We start from the raw sequence: 21,658 nt of genomic DNA, 5'->3' as shown, positions 1-21,658 counted from the left end.
TCCGCGCTGCCTGGAGCAGGCTCGGGTCATGAGAAGCTTGAGCCAGGTGTCAGCCGGGAGGTGGTCCGAGATGAGCGTCGCCGTGCTGGAGCACGTCGGTCCGTGGAGTGAGGCGGACTATCTCGCGCTGGGTGAGACGGTGGACCGGATCGAACTGCTCGATGGGAGCCTGTTGGTGAGCCCCGCCCCGACGAAGCGCCATCAGCGGTTGTCCCGGCGAATCGCCAACGCGCTCGACGAGTCGGCTTCGGAGGCTGGCCTGGAAGTCTGGGAGGCGATCAACGTCCGGCTGCAAACCGGTCGCATCGTCATCCCCGATCTGGTCGTGGCGGACACCGACAACGATGGCGCGATGACCGAGGCGTCCGAGGTCGTCCTGGTCGGCGAGGTCGTCTCGCCGGGCAACGCGTCGGCAGACCGCCTGCTGAAGATGCAGCTGTACGCGGCGGCGCAAATCGCGTGGTACCTGCTGGTCGAGCAGGATTCGGACGCGCTGCTGTTGCGGCTGTACCGCCTGGAAGGCGCGCACTACGTCGAGCACGCGACAGCTACGAGCGGCGCTGCGCTCGCCTCGGACCGGCCGTTCCCGTTCCAGCTCGACACCGGGTCGCTGGTGGGCCGGTAGCGCCGGGTACGGCAGACGTCGTGTCTTCCGACTCTCACCGGATACTTAGGCAGTTCGGACAACGCGCTGCGGAGCGTCTGAGCCCGGTGAGCCGCCGCGCCGGCCGATGCCGGCGCTTGCGCCGCCAGCAGGCCGAGCGCGGGCGGCGTTCCTGAACTTGACACCCCCTCCCCCGGCTCCGTAGCGGAGCCTCCCGTATGCCGTCGGCCACCCCCAAGGGCAGCGGGGCGGCGTCGGCTGGGCCAGGCTCGCCGGAGGCGACCGCGAAGCGGCTTGGCCTGGCCCAGCCGGCGCCGGTCTGCTGGGCTCGACCTGGACGACGGCCCGGGAGCGAAGCGACCTCCCCGGAGCCAGAGGTCCCGCCGGAGGCAAAGAGCGCAACCAGCCACGGAGGGCGAGGCCGCGGGAGCTACGGCTCGGGCCACGACGGACATCGCGGCAGCCCAAAGAAGCAAGGCCGACCATCGACGCCGAACGTCACCGACTCTGCGCCGCGCGCGCAGCGCGGCGCCTTGACTGCGTACAGGTCAACTCGGCAGCATCTTGACAAGACAATCAGTCTGAGGCCACAACATGCCTGAAGAGTACACATTTTGGACGCTAGGAGAGAGTGAATGGCCGACTATCAGCTGGATCAGCTTTCTCCGCGTTCTTTTGAACAGCTCGTCCAAGCCCTCGCACTGCGCGAGGTCACCGCGCAACTCGTTCCCTTTGGAGACGGCCCAGACGGAGGTCGGGAAGCAACCTTCGATGGCCCAACTTCATACGGCCCAGAGCACAAGCGGTGGGACGGCTACGGAGTCATACAGGCGAAGCACCGCCAGAGAACGGGAAGAGGCGATGGCACATGGGCGCTCCAGGAATTGCGAAAGGAGCTGCGAGGGTTCGACGACCCCGGCCAAAAGCGCAAGATTCCGGAATTCTATATCTACGCAACTAACGTTATCCTGAGTCCAACGCAAGAGTCAGGCAGTAAAGATAAGATCTTAAAGGAATTGGCAAGGTTTGCAGCGAATTACAACCTAAAGGGCTTCGATGTCTGGGACTACGACAAGCTGCGCATACTGCTAGACAATAACGAAGCTGTCAGGAACGCCAACGCCGCTTGGATAACCTCGGGTGATGTGCTCGCCGAACTCTCTCGTATGGTGCGCTCCCAGCGGCAGGACTATTATCGAATTCTTACAAACTTTCTGCAAAAGGAAATTCGTTCCGACCGGTTCGCCAAACTTGAGCAAGCCGGGCATTCTGCCGACGAGGCGATCCCGCTCTCCCAGGTTTTCGTTGACCTCCCCGTGAGTGATCGCCCAGTATTGCCCGACGCGGTAGTGGACCTACAGGTAGGGCGATATCCCAACTTCGTAAGGCTCGTCGTCGAGGCAGCCGAAATGCGAAACGCCCGCGACCACGAATATCTGTTGGATGGGGCGGCGCGTAAGCGGCATGATCGCTTCGTGCTCATCGGAGGTCCCGGGCAGGGTAAGACGACGCTGGGACAACTTATCTGCCAGACTTTTCGAACTGCTCTATTGGTCGATGTACCGTCCAGTCGAATCGACACGCCGGTGCGTGACGCGATGGACGATATTGTTCAACAGTGGGCTGCAGACAAGTTGCCGAAACCCAACGCACGCCGCTTTCCCCTCCGAGTCGTCCTTAGTGATTTTGCTAAACAGCTAGCGGAGGAAAAGTCGAGCACAATGCTCGACTACCTGGCGCAATACGTTGGAAAGCGTGCGAGTGTCAATCTGCAGCCAATAGATATGCGGGAAATTTTCGTTAAGTATCCAGCACTAATTGTACTTGACGGTCTAGACGAGGTTCCGGCGTCCTCCAATCGCACGCAAGTGTTGGAGGCAGTTCATGAATTCAGCGTAGACGTGGTCTCGGACAATGCAGATGTGCTGATAGTAGCGACGAGTAGGCCTCAGGGATACACCGAAGAGTTCTCCACCCAACACTATCGACATCTGTATCTTGTGCCCCTACCCAGAACCATTGCGTTGAACTACGGATCGAAACTGGCGACGATTCGGTTCGGGAACGAACCGGATAGGACAACGAAAGTCATAGAGCGGCTACAGAGAGCTTCGGTCGAGAAGGCAACGGCGCGCTTGATGAGTAGCCCACTGCAGGTGACGATCATGACGCTTCTGGTTGACAAATTAGGGCAGCCGCCACAGGAGCGATGGGATCTCTTTCGCGAATACTACGGGCTCATATATCATCGTGAGACCGAACGGGATATCCCTACCGCAGCGGTACTCAGGGAACATCGAGCTGACATCGATGCAATTCACGAGCGAGTTGCGCTTGTCCTCCAAATGGAGACAGAGCGGTCCGGCGGCACCGATGCGAGAATGACATTGAATCAGTTCGCCAGCATTGTTGAAGCATACCTGAGGGAAGAGGGGCACGAAGGTAAGAGATGCGAAGAGCTGCGACAGTCAATTATCGACGCAGCCGGCCATCGCCTAGTGTTCCTCGTTGGGCTTGAGGCCGGCATTGTCGGATTTGAGATCCGCTCATTGCAAGAGTTTATGGCTGCCGAGGGGCTGCTTGATGCAGACGACGCCATTGCCCAGCAGCGACTGAGGGAGATTGCGCCAATATCCAACTGGCGCAATGTGTTCCTCTTCGCCGCTGGAAAGTGCTTTGCGAAGCGACGATATCTACGTGATACTATCGCACAAATTTGCGCGGAACGAAACGAAGACGCCAACGATTCGATCGCGAGAAATTACCTAGCTGGATCCCGCCTAGCGTTGGACCTTTTGGAAGACGGATCCGCGGCGAAGCAACCGAATAAATGCCGTGTTCTTACCCGATTGGCCCTGCGGCTGATAGATTCGGTCGACCAAGTGGCTCATGCTCGCCTAGTGTCGGTATTTCAGGAGAGCACGGCCGACGTGTACGTCGAAGAGTTAAGCAGCCGGATCAATTCTGACCAAGTTAGAAATCGCTCTGCTGTGTTCGCCGTGGCCGCTGGCGTGTGTGATGTATCAACCGTCGGGCTGCCGACCTTGCGTGCGGCGGTTGAAAAACGTTTGACCCAAGCCACCTCGGAAGACCTTTCTGCGATGATTCGCGTCACCGACGGTAGGGCCGGATTGATTCGGGACACGATCATCGATGCCGTTCCGGTCTTGGACGTCGCTCAGGCGCTCCCAGTTTTTCGTAACACTGCAATAGCAATATTCAATTCACCTGACGTTCCCCCGTGGCTGCCGGGGATCAATTATCTGTTACGTAACCCCAGCAAGCTTCGTCGTATCTGGGTGCCGATACGTGGCGAGAGTGGCGCAAGAATCGGCGAATTTGGCATTCTTAGCGTCGACCAACCGAATGCTGATTCGCTTGCGATGATTAGCTCGATTCCATCTGGTCGAGACAGCTGGAATTTGCTTCGCGCTACGCTTCAATTTTCTCAGGAGCCGAGTAAAGGCCGCCTTGCTGCGGCTTTGGAGATTGCTTCTAGGCTTGAACCGACACAGCTCTGGTCAGTGTCGAATTACGCTCCGTGGCCGTTGGAAAACGCGTTGCGTCAAGTCCTGGCCAACGAGAGGGTTGAAGATCTGATTGCCAGCGCGGCGAATGGCGGACTCGGAGATGTGGAAGAATGGCGATTGCTTGAGCAGTACATGAATTCCGGCGTATCCGCAGATTGGATAATGGACCATCCAGAGTTTGCTATTTCAGGGCGTCTCGGGTATACGGCCGAGCCCGGCACGTTCGAAGACGCGATAAGGTTGGCGTTGTGGTTCAACCGATTTGACAACAACGACGCTGACTTTGCGGTGCATGATCTTTTTAGTAGGGCTGCCGAGGAAGCGATCCCTGCGGCTGGCGTATGGGTTGATGAGATCTTTGAAGCATTGGTGACATCTAGGTATGCAGGGGCCGCTACTTTAATCCTTCATCGGCGCCCGCTGAGTGATCCTAGATCTGCTCGCTGGCTTGGCGTCCTCTGTCGTGCAAACCTACAAATTGGCGCCGCGGCGAGCCCCGTCGCTGTCAAGCGATTTTCTGAGGTTTTGGCGGCCTGCTGGTTCCACGAGCCACGTCCTGAACTGTTTGCCGCGTTTGGCACGATCGCGCAAAGCCCACATTTGGACGACAACTTCTTCTCGGACCCTGAAAACTCGGCCGGGGAGCCTGTCCGGCCTGTCGATGCGCTCGGTCGAGCTCTTGTCCGTCTACGGAGGGGCAGCTCTATTGGTGATGTGTCGGCTACGCTAGTGGAGGCTAGCGCATATTTTCCCGCTGCTGAAGCCGCTGCTAATACTCTTAAGGCTAGACGGCAGGACCGCCGAGCCCTTGAGCGTTCTTTGGTCGACCTGTATGACCTATTCCGCGGAACTACGAGTGAAACGTGGATGCTGCGGCATCTATGGCAAATGGACGACGACAGAACCAGCCACTTGCTGGACGAGAATCGCTGGTATCACCTTGGCTTTTCAGAATCTTTGCGCCGTGCGTTTTTGGGTAATTTCGATTCCTCAAGCCTGTGATATTCGGGCCACACGTGAATGTCGCGTCACTTCGTTGCACTCTGCCAGATCGGGCGCTAGCTCGCCAGTAGCAGGAACTGGATGACGACGAATCAAGTTAGGGGCTTCTATTGGCGATGCGTATCTGCCAAACTGTTTAGATGGTGTCAGGCTCGGTTGGGGAGCGGATAGCGGCGTATCGGCGCCGACGTGGGCTGAGCCAGACTGCTTTGGCCGGGCTGGTCGGGCGATCGGAGTCGTGGCTGTCGCAGGTTGAGCGGGGCGTTCGCTCCGTGGACCGGTTGTCGGTACTGCTTGATCTTGCGAAGGTGCTTAACGTCGAAGTTGAGGCGTTGACCGGCCAGCCGTGGCAGTACGCACCGAATGGAAGCCCGCTTGTCGATGGGCTCGATGATGTCCGGCGGTTTTTCAGTCGATACGACAGCCTGCTTGGCATTGCGCCCGACGACCAGGTCGACGTGGTCGACGTGCGCGACCGCGTCAACGCGGCGCATCGCGCGTACCAGGCCGCCGAGTATGAACGCGTCGTTCAGGAGTTGCCCTCGCTGCTGTCGCTCGCTGATCCGCTGCGGTCGACCGCGAGCGGGGGCCGCCGCCGGGAGGCGTTGGCGAGTTACGTGAACGCTTACGCCATGGCCGCGAAGCTGTTGACGAAGATGGGTGCGGCTGATCTCGCGCTGTTGTCAGCCGATCGGGCGGCTTCCGCTGCGGTCGACGCTGACTCGGTTGAGGCGCGCGGGATGGCGGCCTATCAGGTGGTGTGCGCGCTGCTGCGGGCAGATCGCGCCGAAGACGCCGAACAGCTCGCAGTGCAGATGGCTGAGGTGGTGCAGCGTGAGGCCCGCCCGGAACAGCCGGAGGTGATCTCCGTGGCCGGCGCGCTATGGCTGATCGCCGCCGTGATCGCTGGGCGACGCACCGAACGCGGCGAGGCGTGGCGGCGGCTCGACCAAGCCGAAGTGCTCGCCACGATGCTCGGGCAGGATGGCAACTTCGCATGGACGGCGTTTGGGCCGACCAATGTAGCTATCCATCGCGTGTCAGTGGCGGCCGAACTCGGCGATCCTGCGGAAGCGATCCGCGCGGCGGATGCCGTCGACCCGGACCGGCTGCCAGCAGGGCTCAACAGCCGGCGGGCACAGGTCCACCTCGACCTAGCCTGGGCACAGGGCCAGCGGAAACGAGACGCTGACGCACTGCTGCACCTGATGGAAGCTGAGCGAACGGCACCGGAGATGGTGCGGTACAACGTCATGGCTCGTGAGCTGGTCCGGGAGATGCTGGCTCGCCAGAAGAAGTCGAAGACCAGTGCCCTGCACCGGTTGGCGGTCCAGGCGGGTGTGCTGGACTAGCAGGCGTGGCTGATCGCTCGGTGACGCTCGTCGTGTGCGGTGCCCCGTTGACGGTGCGTACCGCTGGCCTGGTGACGGCTCTCCAAGGTGGCGGTTGGCAGCCGCGCGTGGTCGGTACGCCCGCGGCGCGGGAGTGGCTGGATGCCGACGCCGTCGAGCGGCTGACCGGCTGGCCCCCGCAGTTCGACTACCGGGCGCCCACGTTGGAGCGCCGAGCCCAGCCGCCGGCGGCGCTTGTGGTGTGTCCGGCGACGTTCAACACGGTGAACAAGGCCGCAGCCGGTGCGATGGACACGTACGCGCTCGGGCAGATCTGCGAGGCGATCGGGATGCGGCTGCCGATGCTCGTGGTGCCGATGGTGAACGACAAACTCTGGGGCCACCCGGCGTGGCCGTCCAGCCTTGCCATCCTGCACGCGGCTGGCGTGCGCCTGCTCGACATCCACACTGGGCAGCTCGGCGAGGTGCCGACCAAGTCCGGCACGGGTGCCGAAGTCATCGAGCGGTTCGACCCCGCCTGGCTCGTCGCCCAGCTCGACGCACTCACGGCAGGCTGAGCCCGGCTGCGCGCTTCGGTCCCTAACCCGCACAAAAGTGCGGGTCGTTTGGCGGTGCGGGGTCATCGTCCTGTGTGGTTGCACGCTGTCTTCTAACAACGATCTTTGCGCATCAATCGATCCGTGGCCCTCACGCGGCGGGTCGGTCGCCCAGCGCGCAGGGACACGATCGTGAGGAGGACGGCGACCCATGGGGAGCGCCGAGAGCGTCGATCAGGCCGACCGGTGCGGTGCGTGTGCCGGATTCGGGTGGGTGTACGTCACGGCCAAGCTCTCCCTCGCCACCGGCGGGGAGCGTGGAGCGCGGGCCGGGCGTGCGTGCCGGGTCTGCGGTGATCCGGGCGCCGATCTGGGCGGGTCCGCCTCGTGAGCTGGCACCGGGGCGGGTGCTGGACCCGGTCTGCCCGTGGGCCGCTGTGCGCCCGCCCGCCTCGGTGCCGTTCCACCGGATCGGGGTGGCGGTGATGTACGTCCCAGAGCCTGGCCACATCGTGTGGGCCTGGATTCGCCCGCCGCTCGAAGAGGGCGCCGGCGGTCGAGCCGCGCGGATCAGGGTTCGCAGCGTCGATACCGATCCCGCCCTTGGTGACCGGCTGCGGTTGTGCGGTGCCGAGCTCGATCCGGCGTACCGGCCGACCGGTGACGTCTCCGTCCTCGTTGAGCCCGACCGGCTCTGGCCGGTCGCGACGGAAGGGGACGAGTGAGCGATGGACGAGCCGGTTCTCTACACCGAGCGCTTCTACCGCGACGCCGAACAGCACCGGGTGCGCCGGCCCGGCTGGACCTGTGCACAGTGCGGCCTACCGTGGCCCTGCCTGACCGCGAGGCTGCTCATCCGCCATCACATGAAGGATTTCTACGACCTGGTCCGGGCCGCGACGGCGGGGCAGCTTCGGGTCGCGGACACCGAGGTCGGCGAGCACCCCCGGCACAAGCTCTACCGGCAGTTCACCGTGTGGACCCATCGCCACCTGGTCTGTGGTGTCTGCGGCAGTGACCGGCACGTCGCCTTGCCTGGCGTTCCGCCGCGGCTGTACCAGTGCGACGGCATCCGCGCCCTCATGGCTGGCGACGCGCGATGACGGTCTACCTCTCGACCGACGCACGCGATCAGGTCAATGCCGCGCAAGACCAACTGAACCTGCATGCGTTGACGCTCAACGGCAGCCTCTGCACCGCGTGTGGCACCGAAGGACCCTGCCAGCAACGGCGGGCGGCTCTCCGGACGCTGGCGCGCTACGGTCGGCTACCGTGCCGCCGGCCCGGTGCGTCGAGACCTGAGCGGCTGTCGGTGCGGCCCGCTGGCGGTTCCGGGTGGTTCGGCTAGGCGGGCATTGCCCGATGAGGCGACTTGTGTACTCATCGTTAACTCACTACGGTCTTGTCTTAACAAGTAATGGTCAGGCGAGGGGCGGTTCCGCGTGCTGAACCTCGAACCGAGGACCCCCAAGTACGTCCGGGTCCTCAACACGTTGCGGCAGCGCATCGAAGACGGGACGTACAAGCCGGGCGCGGCGCTGCCCTCGGAGAACCAGCTCGCCGGGGAGTTCGACGTCTCGCGGCCGACAGTGCTCAAGGCCCTGGCCTACCTGAAGCAGGACGGCTGGATCGAGTCGCAGCAGGGCAAGGCCAACTTCGTGCGGGGCAAGCCGACCGCACGCCGCACCGTGCCGCCGCACGCCCACGGGGCGCTGCACCTGGATGAGGCGACCGAAACCGAACTTCTCGCTGTAGCGCCGGTGCTCGCCGACCGGCGCATAGCGTCGATCCTCGCCGTGCCCGAGGGAACCCCGGTGTATCAACGGAAACGGCGGACGACCGCGGACGAGGGCGCCGTCGACCTGGTCACGGTGTGGCTGCCGATCGACGTGGCGGCAGGCTCCGATGCGATGAAGCCAGAGCCGATGGCGGGGAGCCTGCTCGACCACCTGGCGCAGCGAAATGGCGTACGCGGGGACTATGCCGTCGAGTGGACCTCGGCGCGCCGACCGACCGCCGACGAGGCGCAGTTGCTCGACATCCCGGCCGATGAGCCCGTTCTCGCGGTGACCATCGCGGTGCACACCGCGCGCGGCGATCTGGTCCTCGCCGTCGACGTCGTCCTGCCGGGCAACCGGCACGAACTCGAAGACTCCTACCCACTGTCGTAGGTCGACCGTGAGCGTTCCGGGGATGCATATCTGCCTACCAATAGATGGCTACAATCTCTGCGTCTATGTATCGCTCCTCTTCCCGCTGTGGCGCAGTGGGAAGAGGGGCGGTGGCTCGCGTCGTCGGTTCTTGGCCCGGAAGTAGTCCGTACTCTTCCATGGCCTGCATCCTCAATCGCGACAGTTCTTCTGCGGGTACTCTTCCTTCGTTGAGTTCGTTTTCGTCGCTAAGGACGATGTTCGAAATCTGGGCGAACTCGGCGCGACGTCGATCAACACTCACCGTCTGGGTTGAACTGAGAACTGCGACGCTTGCCATCTTTTGCATTACCTCGTCATTTAGGTCAATTCCCGCTCGATCCGCTAATAGTTGACCGAACCTAATGAGCGCCATCGCGGCTGGCGGCATCTCAGGAACGGCGGCCTCCTCGAGCTCCGGGAAGGAACGTGTCGCGTCGAGGCTAAATTGTTCAACCGCTTGCCGGAAAGTCGGAGCCACTTCGCTGAACATATGCGCCAGCTTTACGGCAGTCCATTCACGTGTCACGCCATCGTCATTTAGCCTGCACAAAACCCGGAAGTGGGAACCCGAAAAGAGGACTCTGCGGATGTCCTTCCAAAAGGACGATCGCTCAACAACTCCGACCAAGAAGACGTTATGGGCAGGATTATCCTTCTGGCTGGCCAGAATTTCATAAGCGCTGCGGTGTATTAGCGTCTCACCCTGTGGAGTGGCTATAGCCAAATAGTCGACGATCCTACACTTTAGCGGGACAAGCCCAGCCATGAGCTTCTCAAGGATGGCGTTGGTCGATGATAGCTCCCTCAGGGAGTTTTCATCAATTCCCCTAAAGGTCTTGCTGCCCTCTTCGACGAGATCGGTAAACGTGCTGACCATTGCGCTGAGCCGGAATATGGGATCGGCCTGAAGCTCCACTTGCAACTCGACTAGAGATCCACGCTGCAATTGTGCTGGCTCAACAATCCACTGCTTCGTCGCCTCGCCAGCCACGCCGCGCAATGCGCGCTCTATATCCGCTTTGGTTGGGTGCATTGCCTTCGGGCCAGGCGGAATTGTCAAGAGCGTGCTTTTGACCTCTTGGTGTAGGCGCTTGAAAAGTGCCTGGATCGTCGCTTTGCTTTGAACCTTCGCGTCGTCCGTTCGTGTTGTATCGGTGCCGAACCCAAGCTTTACCTTAATCGGGCCAGCATCGGTATCGAACCCTACATTGCGCTGAGCTTTGACCACGACATTCGATGTGTCAGTAAACTCGCTCGGCACCTTCCCGAGCAGCGATGACACCAAACTGGTAATACTGACCTCGTCCAAATATACAAACTCACGCAGAGGGTTGTTGAGGAGCCTCTCAGCCTGCAATATCGCGGCCTTCTTGCGCCTACGTCGTTGACGCCAGAACCAGTCCATCACTGCTTCTCCGGATTTGTTTTCGCAGCCGCGGTCGCCATCAGACTATGAAGTACCGCAACGCGCTCGTACCCGCCAATGCAATCTTCGGATAGGATACAGTCGCGACCATCTTTCACCGCAAGGATGGATGCTTCGCTCCAGATTGCGGTCAGATGGGCAGAGGACCATCCATCGGTGAGCGAAGCAATTCTTTCGTACGGCAAGTTGTTTTCAACGTTCAAGCCTGACGCGGAAGTTTTCAAGATCTGCATCCGGTCTTCCAGCCTCGGAAGCTCAAAACGAATTTCCCAGTCAAACCGCCCAGGCCGCCGCAGCGCTATGTCGAGATCGTCGGGCCTGTTCGTGGTCGCGACAACAATGACGTTGCTGCGTTGCGAAAATCCGTCCATCGTTGTAAGGAGCTGACCAACCACCCGCTTTGAAGCTTCGTGGGACTCTTCATTTCGCTGGCTCGCAACGCTGTCGATCTCGTCGAAAACTACTACGGCCCTCTTCTGTTTGCCGGCATCCGTAAAGATCGCCCGTATTACTTCCTCGCTTTGGCCGTACCATTTGCTAAAAATCTGTGGTCCACTGATTAGGTAAAACTCTGCTCCAACTGTGCTTGCTATGATCCTGGCTAGCATTGTTTTTCCCGTGCCGGAGGGTCCAGAGAACAGCACACCCTTGATAGGGCGGGCGTTAATCTTTTCGAACTTTTCGGCATTTTGTAAGCGCAACCCGATTAGCTCGTGAGCACGCTCCTTGACTGTGGGATTTCCGCCAAAGTGGTCGAGCGACAGAGATTCGGTTGGCGTTTGCTTGAACAAGCTAAGGTCGACTGAATCTCGATCGCGGAGCAGTGAATGATCAATGGGGCCCTCTGTTACGACGCGACGGATGCCCGACAGCTCCGAAACTTCAACAGTGTTACCCTCGGTGAGATCTACACCCTCTGGAGCTAACAAAGTCCGGAGCCTTAGGCCCCCGTCAACCACTACCTCTTCACCTAGAACCTTTCGAACAGTCGCCAGGTACGTCTCATCCGGCCACAACTCTGGGGCACCGAAGTCGATGTCGTCCCATCTTGGCCCAACAAGAAGAACGTCGCCGACTAGTAGTGAGTCGTCCTGCTTCCCATCGTCGTGGTCGGAGAGGGCATGGCGCATCACTGTGCCGTTGCGGAACTCAAGGTAGGCGACACGCTCTTCGTAGTCGATGTGCCTCACCCGTGCAACGAGTCGTTGTGGCCCGGAATCCGATGTCATGAGCCAGAGCCCCTCCGATCCGGCTTTCCGATGTTGGCCCGCAACCCTAACGCATGCATGGGGTGCAGGATGCCGTTCGGATGTCTGTGTATCAGGTGCAGTCTAGGGCAATTCGGTCAATCTAGTATCGCGAGGCGATATGACGTTCCGCCTCATCGGCGACCGCTTGCCGTAGACACGATAGTGGCGAAGTGTTCTACATCGCTGGCGGCTTCGGTGGGTGGCTGAGTCGCACGCCTATCCGCTCCCCGCGGTGACCGTTACCGTCCACACCGCGTGGCGACCTAGCGCTCGGAGTCGCCGTTGCGCTGCTGGACAACCGGCACGAGATCGAGGCACCTACCTGCTGTCCTGACAGGCGTCGAGGAAGACCTTGCGCCCGGGTCCACGGCCCGGGCGCTTCTTCATGCTGCTCAAGGTCGCAAGTGGCCACTTGACTCATAAGCATGTCTCGAATTACTCATTGGCATGTGTTTACAAGTGCTCTTACTGTTGCAGCTAAGTGCACGATGCAATGGAGGTTCAGAGACGTGGTTCCCAACTCGATGCGGTACCCGATGCCGTTCGACTACGCCTTCCCCGCCGGGGCGCTGTTTCTCGGCGTGGACAAGCAGACCGACTTCGACAAGCTGCGCGAGGACGACAACCAGGCCCGCGACGAGCACGGCGTACGGCTCTGGGTCGTCACCGTCATGGACCAGGACCCGGAGGCGTCCAAGTTCGGACGCACGCCGCAGGTCAAGGTCAAGATCGCCGCGCCGCACCAGCCGGTACCGCCGGAGCCGATCCAGGTGGCCGGGATGTCGATCACGCCGGTCGCGTTCACCGACCTGACGGTCACGCCGTACACCGACACGACCGGCTGCAAGGGCGCCCGACAGCCGCACCGATGCCGCGCCCGGCTGGCCTGGTCCTACCGCGCCTCGGGCATGGTCGCCCCGGCCGAACTCGGCGTCACCCCGGTCGCCTCGGCGGCCTGACCGCGCTTTGCGCGCGGGGCGGGCCTTCCTCCGGCAAGAGACCTGCCCGCCCCGCCTTCCCAACCCCCTCAAGGAGAAGGCTGGAATGCCCAAGCTAGCCGATGCTGCCCGCCTCACGTCGCCCGACGGCACCGTGTGGCGTACCTGCTCCGCCTGCCAGACCCTGGCCCCGCTCCCGCCCGCCGTTCAGTGCTGCGACAACTGCCGCCTCGGTCCGGCCCCGACCATCCCGGGCGGCGGTGAGGCGCGATGAGGACGCACCGCCGTACCGTCGCCGCGCTCGCGGCCACCGGCGTCAACGCCGCCCGGGAGCTCTACCAGACCGTCCCCTCCGACACCGTCCGCGTCGCGGCCCTGGTCGAGATCTCGGCCGCTGCCGCCGCGCTCGCCCGGACCGTCGTCAAGCTGCGCCACCTCGACCCGGACCTCATCGCCCCGCACGTCTCCGACCGCGCCGACCTCCGCGCCGTGCTCGGCCGGGGCCGGTGGCTGCCGACCATGGTCCGGCACGTCCCCGCGCTCACCGCCGGACCGGTCGACCTCGGCGCCCTGGTCCCGGCCGCCGTCACTTCACGCTCGACCCGCCGGCGGGTCGAGCGCCGCAAGACAGCCGCGCAGCTGGCCCTGTTCGCGAACGGCGGTGAGCGCTGATGCCGCTCGTGAACGTGATCCGTGGCGAGCGGATCGAGCCCGCGCCGTTCAACGTCCGCACCCCGTACCTCAAGGTCCCGCTCTGGCTCGTCCTGGCGCTGTGGACCATCCGCGGCCTGTGGCGGCTGTTCGTGGTGTACTGCCGTTTCTGGTACGTCACCCTCCCGCTCACCGCCCTGACCGCGCTCTACCTCCGGTTCGGCTGGTGGGGTCCCGGGCTCGCGCTCGGCATCCCCGCCGCGGCCATCGGCCTGTGGGCGGCGCTGGACTGGCCCTCCTGCCAGCGGTGGGCGTGGTGGCCAGCGCTGGCCCGGTGGCGGCGCTTCCGGTACCGCCGCATCTGGCAACCAGCCATGGTCACTGCCGGCCTGTCGGTCACCTTCGAGCGCCACACGATCCTGCCCGTGCTCAAGAAGGTCCGCGTCAACGGGGGCACCGACGTGCTGACCGTGCGGATGGTGACCGGTCAGATCCCGGACGACTTCGCCAAGGTCTCCGAGCGCCTCACCCACACCTTCGCCGCGCTCAACTGCCGGGTCACGCCCGGCACGCGGCCCGACCTGGTGGTGCTCACCATGCGCCGGGGCGATCCGCTGACCACGGTGGTCGAGCCGCTGCCCGTCACCCATGTCCCGGACTTCACCGCGCTCCCGATCGGCCTGCGGGAGGACGGCAGCGTCTTCGAGCTGCGCCTGTACGGCACGCAGATCCTCGTCGTCGGCGCCACCGGCGCGGGCAAGGGCTCGGTCGTCTGGTCGATCGTCCGCGCCCTGGCTGGCGGCATCTCGGCCGGCCTCGTCCAGCTGTGGGCGTTCGACCCCAAGGGCGGCATGGAACTGGGCGCCGGGGAGCGGCTGTTCGCCAAGTTCGCCTGCACCGACTTCAAGGCCATGGCCGACCTCCTCGAGTTGGCGCTCAAGACGGCGCAGGACCGGGCGGCGCGGCTGCGGGGCCGCACCCGCCAGCACATCGCTAGCGTCACCGACCCGCTCATCGTGATCGTCATTGACGAGCTGGCGGCCCTGACCGCGTACGTCACGGACCGCCAGACCAAAGACCGGATCAAGGCCGTGCTCGGGCTGCTGCTCACGCAGGGCCGCGCGGTCGGCGTCCACGTCATCGGTTGCCTCCAGGACCCGCGCAAGGAAGTCCTGCCGTTCCGGAACCTGTTCCCGACGCGGATCGGCCTGCGCCTGGCTGAGGAGCCGGAGGTCGACCTGGTCCTCGGCGACGGCATGCGCGACCGCGGCGCCCTCTGCGACCGCATCCCCATGTCCCTGCCCGGCGTCGGCTTCGTCGTCCTCGACGGCGACCCCACCCCGGCCCGCGTCCGCTTCTCCTACCTCACCGACGACGACATCACCGACCTCGCCGACACCTACGCCTTCAACGGCGCCCGCGTCGTGGACGGAGAGTTCGTATGACCACGACGCAACTGCTGCGGATCCGCTGGGCCGTCCGCGCCACGCTCCTCCTCGGCGTGGCTGCCTCGGTCGCCGCGAACATCCTGCACGCCAACGGCAACCCGATCTCGCAGACCATCGCGGCCTGGCCGCCGCTCGCGCTGCTGCTCACCGTCGAGCTGGTCTCCCGGGTGCCGGTCCACCGGCGCAGCCTGGCCATCCTGCGCGTGGTCGCCACGATCGCCATCTCCGGCATCGCGGCCTGGGTGTCGTACTGGCACATGGCCGGCGTCGCGGCCCGCTACGGCGAGACCGGCGCCAGCCCCTACCTGCTGCCGTTCTCCGTCGACGGCCTCATCGTGGTCGCCTCGATCTGCCTCGTAGAGCTGGGCGGTCGCATCCGGGCGGCAGCCGACGACAACAAGCCAGCCGACGCCGCGCCGCCGGCTGAGCCTGCTCCACCGCGACCCGCGCCGCCGGTACGCCTGCCGGTCCTGCCGCCGAACGGGCTCCTCCGGCCAAGCATCAACGGGGCCGCCCGGTGACCAACACACCGACGCTGCCCGGCCTGGAACCGGCCCCACCGGCGGCCGACAAGCCCCGGCCGGGCAGCCGCCTCGCCCGACTCCTCACCCCCAGCGCCATCGACGCCCTCAAGACCATGGCCGAAGAACACGGCGTCTGTACCCGCCCGGTCCTGCTACGCCGCACCGACCTCGCCACCGGACAGACCGAAGTCATCGACCTGCCCTGCGGCGCCACCCGGGAAGACAAATGCAAGCCTTGCGCCAAGCGCGCCCGCCGGCTCCGCCAGCAGCAATGCCGGGAGGGCTGGCACCGCACCGACGAACCCCTGACAGACCCGGACGACCCCACCGACGAACAGCGGGCAATGCTTCAGCTCCGCGCGCACTTCGTCTTCGAACGCAACCGCGCCGAACAACTCGCCGAGTGGAACCAAGTCGCCGAGCTCGAAACGGCCATCGGCGAACTCGACCAGGCCATCACCGAATCGGGCATGCGCGGTCGGCTCACCCCGGTCGGCGCTACGGACGGCGAGGAACTGCCGGCCAAGCGCCGCATCCGCTCGACCCGGCGCCGCCAGGACGCACCCGACCTGCCACGGCTCAAGGTCGCCCCGACCACCATCGGCCGCACCTTCACCGGCCACGACGGACAGGTCTTCCAGCCCTCGACCTTCCTCACCCTCACCCTCGACACGTACGGCCGCGTCCTCAACGACGGAACCCCAGTCAACCCAGCCACCTACGACTACCGCCGCGCCGCCTGGGACGCCGTGCACTTCCCGGCCCTCCTCGACCGCTTCTGGCAGAACATCCGCCGCGCCTGCGGCTGGAACGTCCAGTACTTCGGCTGCGTCGAGCCCCAACGACGCCTCGCCCCACACGCCCACTTCGCCATGCGCGGCACGGTGCCCCGGGAACTGCTGCGCAAGGTCGCGGCGGCCACCTACCACCAGGTCTGGTGGCCACCCACCGACGTCATCCGGTACCCAGACCACAACGCCCCGATCTGGGAGCCCGACCTCAAGCAGTACCTCGACCCGCAGACCCGCGAGCCGCTACCCACCTGGGACGAGGCCCTGGACCAGGTCGACGCCGACCCAGACGCCGAACCGCTCCACGTCGCCCGATTCGGCCCGCAGGTCCACGCAGAGGGCGTCCTCGGCGGCACCCCACAGGCCGACAAGCTGATCGGCTACCTCACCAAGTACCTGACCAAGTCCGTCGACACCTGCCACGAGACGACCACCACCCGGCAGACCGCACACCTCGAGCGGTTCTGGGCCGAACTGCGATACACGCCCTGCTCGCCCCGCTGCGCCAACTGGCTCCGCTACGGCGTCCAACCGAAGAACGCCCGCCCCAACCAGTCCGCCGGCCGCTGCAAGGCCAAGGTCCACCAACGGACAACCCTCGGCATGGGCGGCCGGCGCGTCCTCGTCTCACGCCAGTGGTCCGGCAAGACCCTCGCCGACCACAAGTACGACAACCGCGCGTGGGTCAAGGCCCTCCTCGGCATCACCGACCCGCACGACCAGGCCCCGACCGTCGACGCTCGCCCGGGGCAGCCGGCCCCGTTCGCGTGGGAGATGGCCCGCAACGACGACCCCGACGTACCACCGCTGCAACACCGACTCCTGCGGTCCATCTCGGCTCGCATCCAGCAACGCGCCCAACTGCGAACGGCCATGAATGCGGCTGCGCAAGGGCCGCCCGACGTTTCGGCAACTTCGACAGCAGCTCAGGCAACGGGGAGGAACGGAGAGGCGTGAAAGACGAGCTGATGACCGTGCCCGAGGTACTGACCGAGCTGAAGGTCTCCCGCTCGACCTGGTTCTACTGGCGACAGGTCGGCAAGGCACCGCGGGTGATCAAGCTGCCCAACGGGGAGCTGCGCATCCGCCGGTCGGTCCTCCACGACTGGCTCGGCTCCCTGGAGAGCGACGCCGCATGAACAGCTACCAGGTCCAAACGTGGGAGATCACCAAGCGCGCGGATCGGAAGGCCCGTCCCTGGCGGGTCCGGTGGGCGGTCGACGGCCAGCGCTTCGAGGAGATGTTCAAGACCAGGGCGCTCGCCAACTCATTCCGCTCCGGACTGATCAAGGCCGCCAACGACGGCGAGCCGTTCGACCGGGCGACCGGCCGGCCGATGTCGGAGGTCCGGGCGCGGAACACGACGACGTGGTACGAACACGCTCGCGCATACAGCGGCATGAAGTGGCCGCGGATGTCGGCGCACTCTCGGCGCTCGATCGTCGAGGCGCTTACCTCGCTAACGGTCTTGTTGATCTCACCGAACCGGCGCGGCCGGCCGGACGACAACATCTTGAGGCAAGCGCTCTATCTGTATGCCTTCAACCCTCGCCGCTGGAACGACCAGGTCCCCGACGACATGGCGGCGGCGCTGGCCTGGCTGGAGCGCTCGTCTCGGCCGATCGTCGACCTTGCCGACCTGGCGGTGATCCGGCGGGTGCTCGACGGGCTCTGCGTCCGGCTCGACGGCAAGCCGGCTGCGGCGACGACGGTCCAGCGGAAGCGGACCACCTTCTACAACGCGCTCGGGTACGCCGTCGAGCTGGGGCACCTCGACTCGAACCCGATCGACCGCATCCAGTGGACCAAGCCGGAGATCGCGCAGGCCATCGACCGGCGGGTGGTGGCGAACCCAGACCAGGTCGCCGCGCTGCTCGACGCTGTCCGAAGTTTCGGCAAGCGGGCCGAGCGGGTGGTCGCCTTCTTCGGCTGCCTGTACTACGCGGGCATGCGCCCCTCGGAAGCGGCCGACCTGCGGCACGGCGACTGCCTCCTCCCGGCGACCGGCTGGGGAAAGGCGGTATTGGCTGAGACTGCGCCGCATGTCGGCTCGCACTGGACCGACGACGGCTCTGCGCACGAGCGGCGCGGTCTGAAGCACCGAGCTCGGACAGAGACTCGACCTGTCCCGCTGCCGCCGCAGCTCGTCGCGATGATGCGCCACCACGTCGAGACATTCGGCGTGGCTGAGGACGGCCGGCTCTTCCGGGGCATCCACGGCGGGCCGCTGTCGTCCTCGATATGCAATCGGTGGTGGCAGATGGCGCGGATCAAGGCGCTCAGTGCGGAACAGGTCGCCTCGCCGCTCGCTCGCCGTCCATACGACCTCCGTCATGCTGCGGCTTCGCTCTGGCTCAACGCCGGCGTGCCGCCGACCGAGGTCGCTCGCAGGCTGGGCCACGGCGTCGCGGTCCTGCTGAAGGTGTACGCCAACTGCGTCGACGGCGGGGACGAGGGGAACAACACCAAGATTGCTGGTGCGCTCGGTGCATGATCAGGTCGTGGATAAGCCAGATGTGTTGATCAAGTTGAGTCATGACCAGGCGCTGGTGCTCTCGGACTGGCTGGACCGGGTGGAGTCCACGGAAGCCTTTCAGCGGGTCGTCGATGACCGTGCGGTGTGGTCGGCGCTGCACCGGATCGGCGGCACGCTCGACAAGGCACTTCCGGATCTGTTCGCGTCCGATTACGCCGAACGACTACGGGCCGCCCAGGAGCGCTTGATCGAGAGTCTGGGCGACTTCGGTGCTGAGCCCTCAGGCGACCAGGGGTAGCCGTTGGCAGGTTGTGGGCGGGTTGTGGGCGCCGCCGCGACCGAGGTGTTGACGATCTTGCCAAACGCCTGCTCAGGGGCGGTGGGCCTATCAAGATCGCTGGTGCTCTGTAAATCCGTCGCGAAAGCTACAGAGGTTCTACCCGCCACCAGGCAGGCGAAAGGGCCTGCCACCAGCGGAAACGCTGGTGACAGGCCCTTCGCGTTGGTCCCGCTGGGTCTCGGCCGCTGCGGTCAACCAGTCTCTGCGATGGCCGCAGATGTCGCGGTGCACATGGGATAGTCCTCACCGTGCCGTTGGACGATCTGCCGGGCTGGTTGGCGGCTTGGTGTCTGGATCATCTAGGCGGCGAGCCCGCCGGCGTGCTGTTCCAGTTGCACCAGATCTCGATGGTGTTCGGGCTCCGGTTGGCCGATGGCAACGACGTCGTGGTCAAGGCGCGCGACGATGACGGTCGGGCCGTGTCGTGTGTCGCGGCCCAGGCTCGGCTGGCCGAGCGCGGGTTTCCGTGTGCCCGGCCGCTCACGCCGGTGGTCGGTGTCGGTTCGCTGGCCGTGCACGCCGAGGAGTTTCGGGACGGCGGCGACGTGTTGCACGGGGAGTCGCCGGACGTGGCCGTGCGCTACGCGGAAGTGTTCGCCCGGCTGATGGCCGAACTGGCCGACGTGGCCGTCGCGCCGCCGCTGCCGAATCCGCGGTGGGTGCGTTGGGACCACACGGGTTCCGGGCCGTGGCCGGCGATCGACTTCCTCGATGAACGGGACCAGAGCGCCGTGCCCGCGCACGTCGTCGCCACGGCCGAGCGGGCCCGCGGGCGGTTGCTGGCCGCCGGTCTGCCGTGCGTGCTGGGCCACGCCGACTTCGAGGCGCAGAACCTCCGGTGGCGCGGTCGGGAGGTGTGGGCGGTGCACGACTGGGACAGCCTGGCGTGGCAACCGGAGGCGGCGCTGGTGGGAGCGGCGAGTGGGGCGTTCGCCAGAGGTGTCGGACTGCCCACGCGGCGCCGATCGAAAGTTCCGAGGCGTTCCTGGTGGCGTATCAGGACGTTCGGGGGCGCTTGTTCACGGCCATGGAGCAGGAGATCGCGTGGGCGGCCAGCTTGTGGCCGGCGGCGCACAACGCCCGATGGGAAGTCCTGCACGGTCAACCCCCGGTGTGCGGCAATGCGCTCCGGGCACAAGCGGCCGAGCGCCTCCGCCGAGCGGATGCTTAGCGGGCCGCCTCGGGCGCGTGCGGCCGGTCAGAGGCGGCGGCCGGTGCCGCCCCTCCTCGGGTCGCCGGCGGCGCCGTCCGGGCCTACCGCGCTCACGCCGCCGAAATAGTGGTCCAGGTAGTCCCACCGCTGGAGTTTGTAGCCGGCCTCCGACAGGGCCTCCAGCTCCTCCTCCGGGTAGCCGGGCTCGGCGTGGACCACATCCGACACCACGTGGAACCTCGGGCGGTGGATCGCGGTCGCCGTGTCGGTGTCGTCGACCAGAGTGTTGATCAAGGTGTGGAGCAGGGCTGTGCGGATTCTGGTGGCGCCCGCCGAGCCTATGGCCAGGAGCAGGGGTCCGTCCGGGGCCGTCACCACCGTGGGGCACATGCACGAGGCCATGCGGTCGCCAGGGTTCGTACCAGGACGGATCAACTCGCCCTCGCCCAGCATGGAGTTCAGGTGGATGCCCAGGCCGTCCAGCCAGACCCCGGAGCCTATGCCGAGCGTCAGGGTGATCACGCAGGCGTTGCCGTCGGTGTCCACCACCGTGATGTTCGTGGTGTCGCCCAGGCGCTGAGGAGCGTTCGAGCGCAGGGCGTTCGCCAGAGCGACCGCCCGCGCCGGTCGCGGCAGATCCGCTACATCGGTTAAATCATCTAAGGTTTCGATAAATCTGTTCAGATCGCGCCGTGCCAGCACCGTCCGGCCGGCAAGGAAGGCCGCCGCCACGGGGTGGGACAGGACGCGGTACGACCTGAGATCGCTCTGGGTCAGGATGCCGCCGCCGGACTGGACCGTGGCCACCGTCTGCTCGGCGATGGAGCCGCTGTAAAAGGCGGCCGGGCCCTCGTCGGACAGCACGGTCAGGGCCGTGGACAGGCCCGGGTGGAACAGGAGATCGCCGCCGGCCAGGAGGCGGCCGTTCGGGGCGTACACCTGCGCTCCGAGGCCGGGCAGCATCGCCGCCCGCAAGGTCGCCAGGGTCGCGGCGTGCGCGTGCGGCAGCAGGGTGCCGCTGCGGGCCAGCGACCGGGCCGGGTCCACGACGCGCCGCCACGACACGCGGCCCCAGCGGTGGTGCAGGGCGCCGCAGCCCGCGGGGACGCCGGGGACGCCGACGCTGGAGGCGCCGATCTCGTACCGCTGCGGCACGCCCCCGAAGGCGACCGCGATCGGCTCCATGGGGGCGGCGGCGCGGGTGGCGTCCAGGCCCGGCACCGCGCAGAAGAAATCCAGGCACGTCGTGGTGCCGGTCGCGGCCTCGTGGTACGTCGCGAAACCGCCGCCGGCGATGCCGGTCAGCACGCTCTCGGCGACGCACGCGGCCAGCATGGCGGCCACGCCCGCGTCAGCGGCGGAGCCGCCCGCCTCGAGAGTGCGCAGGCCCACCTCGGCGGTGGCGGGGTGGCCCGCGGCCACGCCCGCCGGGATCTTCGGATCAG

Annotated in this window: 19 protein-coding genes; 16 read left to right on the top strand and 3 right to left on the bottom strand. The window is 65.2% G+C overall.

The features are described 5' to 3' along the window. Positions 1-70: 70 nt before the first annotated feature. From ACGFI8_RS08610 to ACGFI8_RS08580, 7 genes are all read left to right on the top strand, one after another. The gene (locus tag ACGFI8_RS08610) at positions 71-625 is read left to right on the top strand and encodes a Uma2 family endonuclease (RefSeq protein WP_392801901.1); all 555 of its coding nucleotides are present in this window, start codon (positions 71-73) and stop codon (positions 623-625) included. 614 nt (positions 626-1,239) lie between these two features. Further along, the gene (locus ACGFI8_RS08605; RefSeq protein WP_392801898.1) at positions 1,240-5,136 is read left to right on the top strand and encodes an NACHT domain-containing protein; all 3,897 of its coding nucleotides are present in this window, start codon (positions 1,240-1,242) and stop codon (positions 5,134-5,136) included. Positions 5,137-5,276: 140 nt separating this feature from the next. After that, entirely contained in the window at positions 5,277-6,488 is a 1,212-nt protein-coding gene (locus ACGFI8_RS08600; protein ID WP_392801895.1) for a helix-turn-helix domain-containing protein, read from the top strand. A gap of 5 nt (positions 6,489-6,493) precedes the next feature. Next, the gene (locus ACGFI8_RS08595) at positions 6,494-7,045 is read left to right on the top strand and encodes a flavoprotein (protein WP_392801892.1); all 552 of its coding nucleotides are present in this window, start codon (positions 6,494-6,496) and stop codon (positions 7,043-7,045) included. Between the two features lie 386 nt (positions 7,046-7,431). Beyond that, complete coding sequence (locus ACGFI8_RS08590; protein WP_392801890.1) at positions 7,432-7,749, top strand: hypothetical protein; 318 nt, start codon at positions 7,432-7,434, stop codon at positions 7,747-7,749. Between the two features lie 3 nt (positions 7,750-7,752). Beyond that, positions 7,753-8,127: a hypothetical protein gene (locus ACGFI8_RS08585; RefSeq protein ID WP_392801888.1), complete on the top strand. Its 375-nt coding sequence runs from the start codon at positions 7,753-7,755 to the stop codon at positions 8,125-8,127. A 339-nt stretch (positions 8,128-8,466) separates the two neighbouring features. After that, positions 8,467-9,195, top strand: a complete 729-nt coding sequence (locus tag ACGFI8_RS08580) for a GntR family transcriptional regulator (protein WP_392801885.1) — start codon at positions 8,467-8,469, stop codon at positions 9,193-9,195. Between the two features lie 34 nt (positions 9,196-9,229). On the opposite strand, the gene ACGFI8_RS08575 is transcribed toward ACGFI8_RS08580, so the two are convergent. Continuing rightward, entirely contained in the window at positions 9,230-10,621 is a 1,392-nt protein-coding gene (locus ACGFI8_RS08575; RefSeq protein ID WP_392801882.1) for a hypothetical protein, read from the bottom strand. Beyond that, positions 10,621-11,832 carry an ATP-binding protein gene (locus ACGFI8_RS08570; protein ID WP_392801879.1) on the bottom strand — a complete coding sequence of 404 codons (1,212 nt, stop codon included), beginning with the start codon at positions 11,830-11,832 and terminating at the stop codon, positions 10,621-10,623. Before ACGFI8_RS08570 ends, ACGFI8_RS08575 begins: the two co-directional genes overlap by 1 nt. Positions 11,833-12,401: 569 nt before the next feature. Between ACGFI8_RS08570 and ACGFI8_RS08565 the strand changes: the two genes are divergently transcribed. From ACGFI8_RS08565 to ACGFI8_RS08525, 9 genes are all read left to right on the top strand, one after another. After that, positions 12,402-12,851: a hypothetical protein gene (locus ACGFI8_RS08565; RefSeq protein WP_392801877.1), complete on the top strand. Its 450-nt coding sequence runs from the start codon at positions 12,402-12,404 to the stop codon at positions 12,849-12,851. A 249-nt stretch (positions 12,852-13,100) separates the two neighbouring features. Further along, the gene (locus tag ACGFI8_RS08560) at positions 13,101-13,502 is read left to right on the top strand and encodes a hypothetical protein (RefSeq protein WP_392801875.1); all 402 of its coding nucleotides are present in this window, start codon (positions 13,101-13,103) and stop codon (positions 13,500-13,502) included. Further along, the gene (locus ACGFI8_RS08555; protein WP_392801872.1) at positions 13,502-14,926 is read left to right on the top strand and encodes an FtsK/SpoIIIE domain-containing protein; all 1,425 of its coding nucleotides are present in this window, start codon (positions 13,502-13,504) and stop codon (positions 14,924-14,926) included. The genes ACGFI8_RS08560 and ACGFI8_RS08555 overlap by 1 nt, the downstream gene beginning before the upstream one ends. Continuing rightward, a complete protein-coding gene (locus tag ACGFI8_RS08550) occupies positions 14,923-15,450 on the top strand; it encodes a DUF2637 domain-containing protein (protein ID WP_392801870.1) in 528 nt (175 codons plus the stop codon). Before ACGFI8_RS08555 ends, ACGFI8_RS08550 begins: the two co-directional genes overlap by 4 nt. Next, a complete protein-coding gene (locus ACGFI8_RS08545; RefSeq protein ID WP_392801868.1) occupies positions 15,447-17,201 on the top strand; it encodes a replication initiator in 1,755 nt (584 codons plus the stop codon). Before ACGFI8_RS08550 ends, ACGFI8_RS08545 begins: the two co-directional genes overlap by 4 nt. After that, positions 17,198-17,383: a helix-turn-helix transcriptional regulator gene (locus tag ACGFI8_RS08540; protein ID WP_392801866.1), complete on the top strand. Its 186-nt coding sequence runs from the start codon at positions 17,198-17,200 to the stop codon at positions 17,381-17,383. Before ACGFI8_RS08545 ends, ACGFI8_RS08540 begins: the two co-directional genes overlap by 4 nt. Next, positions 17,380-18,738 carry a tyrosine-type recombinase/integrase gene (locus tag ACGFI8_RS08535; protein ID WP_392801864.1) on the top strand — a complete coding sequence of 453 codons (1,359 nt, stop codon included), beginning with the start codon at positions 17,380-17,382 and terminating at the stop codon, positions 18,736-18,738. The genes ACGFI8_RS08540 and ACGFI8_RS08535 overlap by 4 nt, the downstream gene beginning before the upstream one ends. Continuing rightward, complete coding sequence (locus ACGFI8_RS08530) at positions 18,731-19,018, top strand: hypothetical protein (RefSeq protein WP_392801861.1); 288 nt, start codon at positions 18,731-18,733, stop codon at positions 19,016-19,018. The genes ACGFI8_RS08535 and ACGFI8_RS08530 overlap by 8 nt, the downstream gene beginning before the upstream one ends. 296 nt (positions 19,019-19,314) lie before the next feature. After that, positions 19,315-20,340 (top strand): hypothetical protein, encoded by a 1,026-nt coding sequence (locus ACGFI8_RS08525; protein ID WP_392801859.1) that lies wholly within the window; start codon positions 19,315-19,317, stop codon positions 20,338-20,340. Here the strand turns inward: ACGFI8_RS08525 and ACGFI8_RS08520 are convergent. Continuing rightward, the gene (locus ACGFI8_RS08520) at positions 20,259-21,635 is read right to left on the bottom strand and encodes a gamma-glutamyltransferase (protein ID WP_392801857.1); all 1,377 of its coding nucleotides are present in this window, start codon (positions 21,633-21,635) and stop codon (positions 20,259-20,261) included. The two genes, ACGFI8_RS08525 and ACGFI8_RS08520, sit on opposite strands and share 82 nt — an antisense overlap. Positions 21,636-21,658: the final 23 nt, after the last annotated feature.

Origin of the sequence: Dactylosporangium sp. NPDC048998 (assembly GCF_043197855.1) — a bacterium.
Classification (GTDB): Bacteria; Actinomycetota; Actinomycetes; order Mycobacteriales; family Micromonosporaceae; genus Dactylosporangium.
Note: the sequence above shows the minus strand (reverse complement) of the source record. Positions and strands in the feature narration are given on the sequence as shown.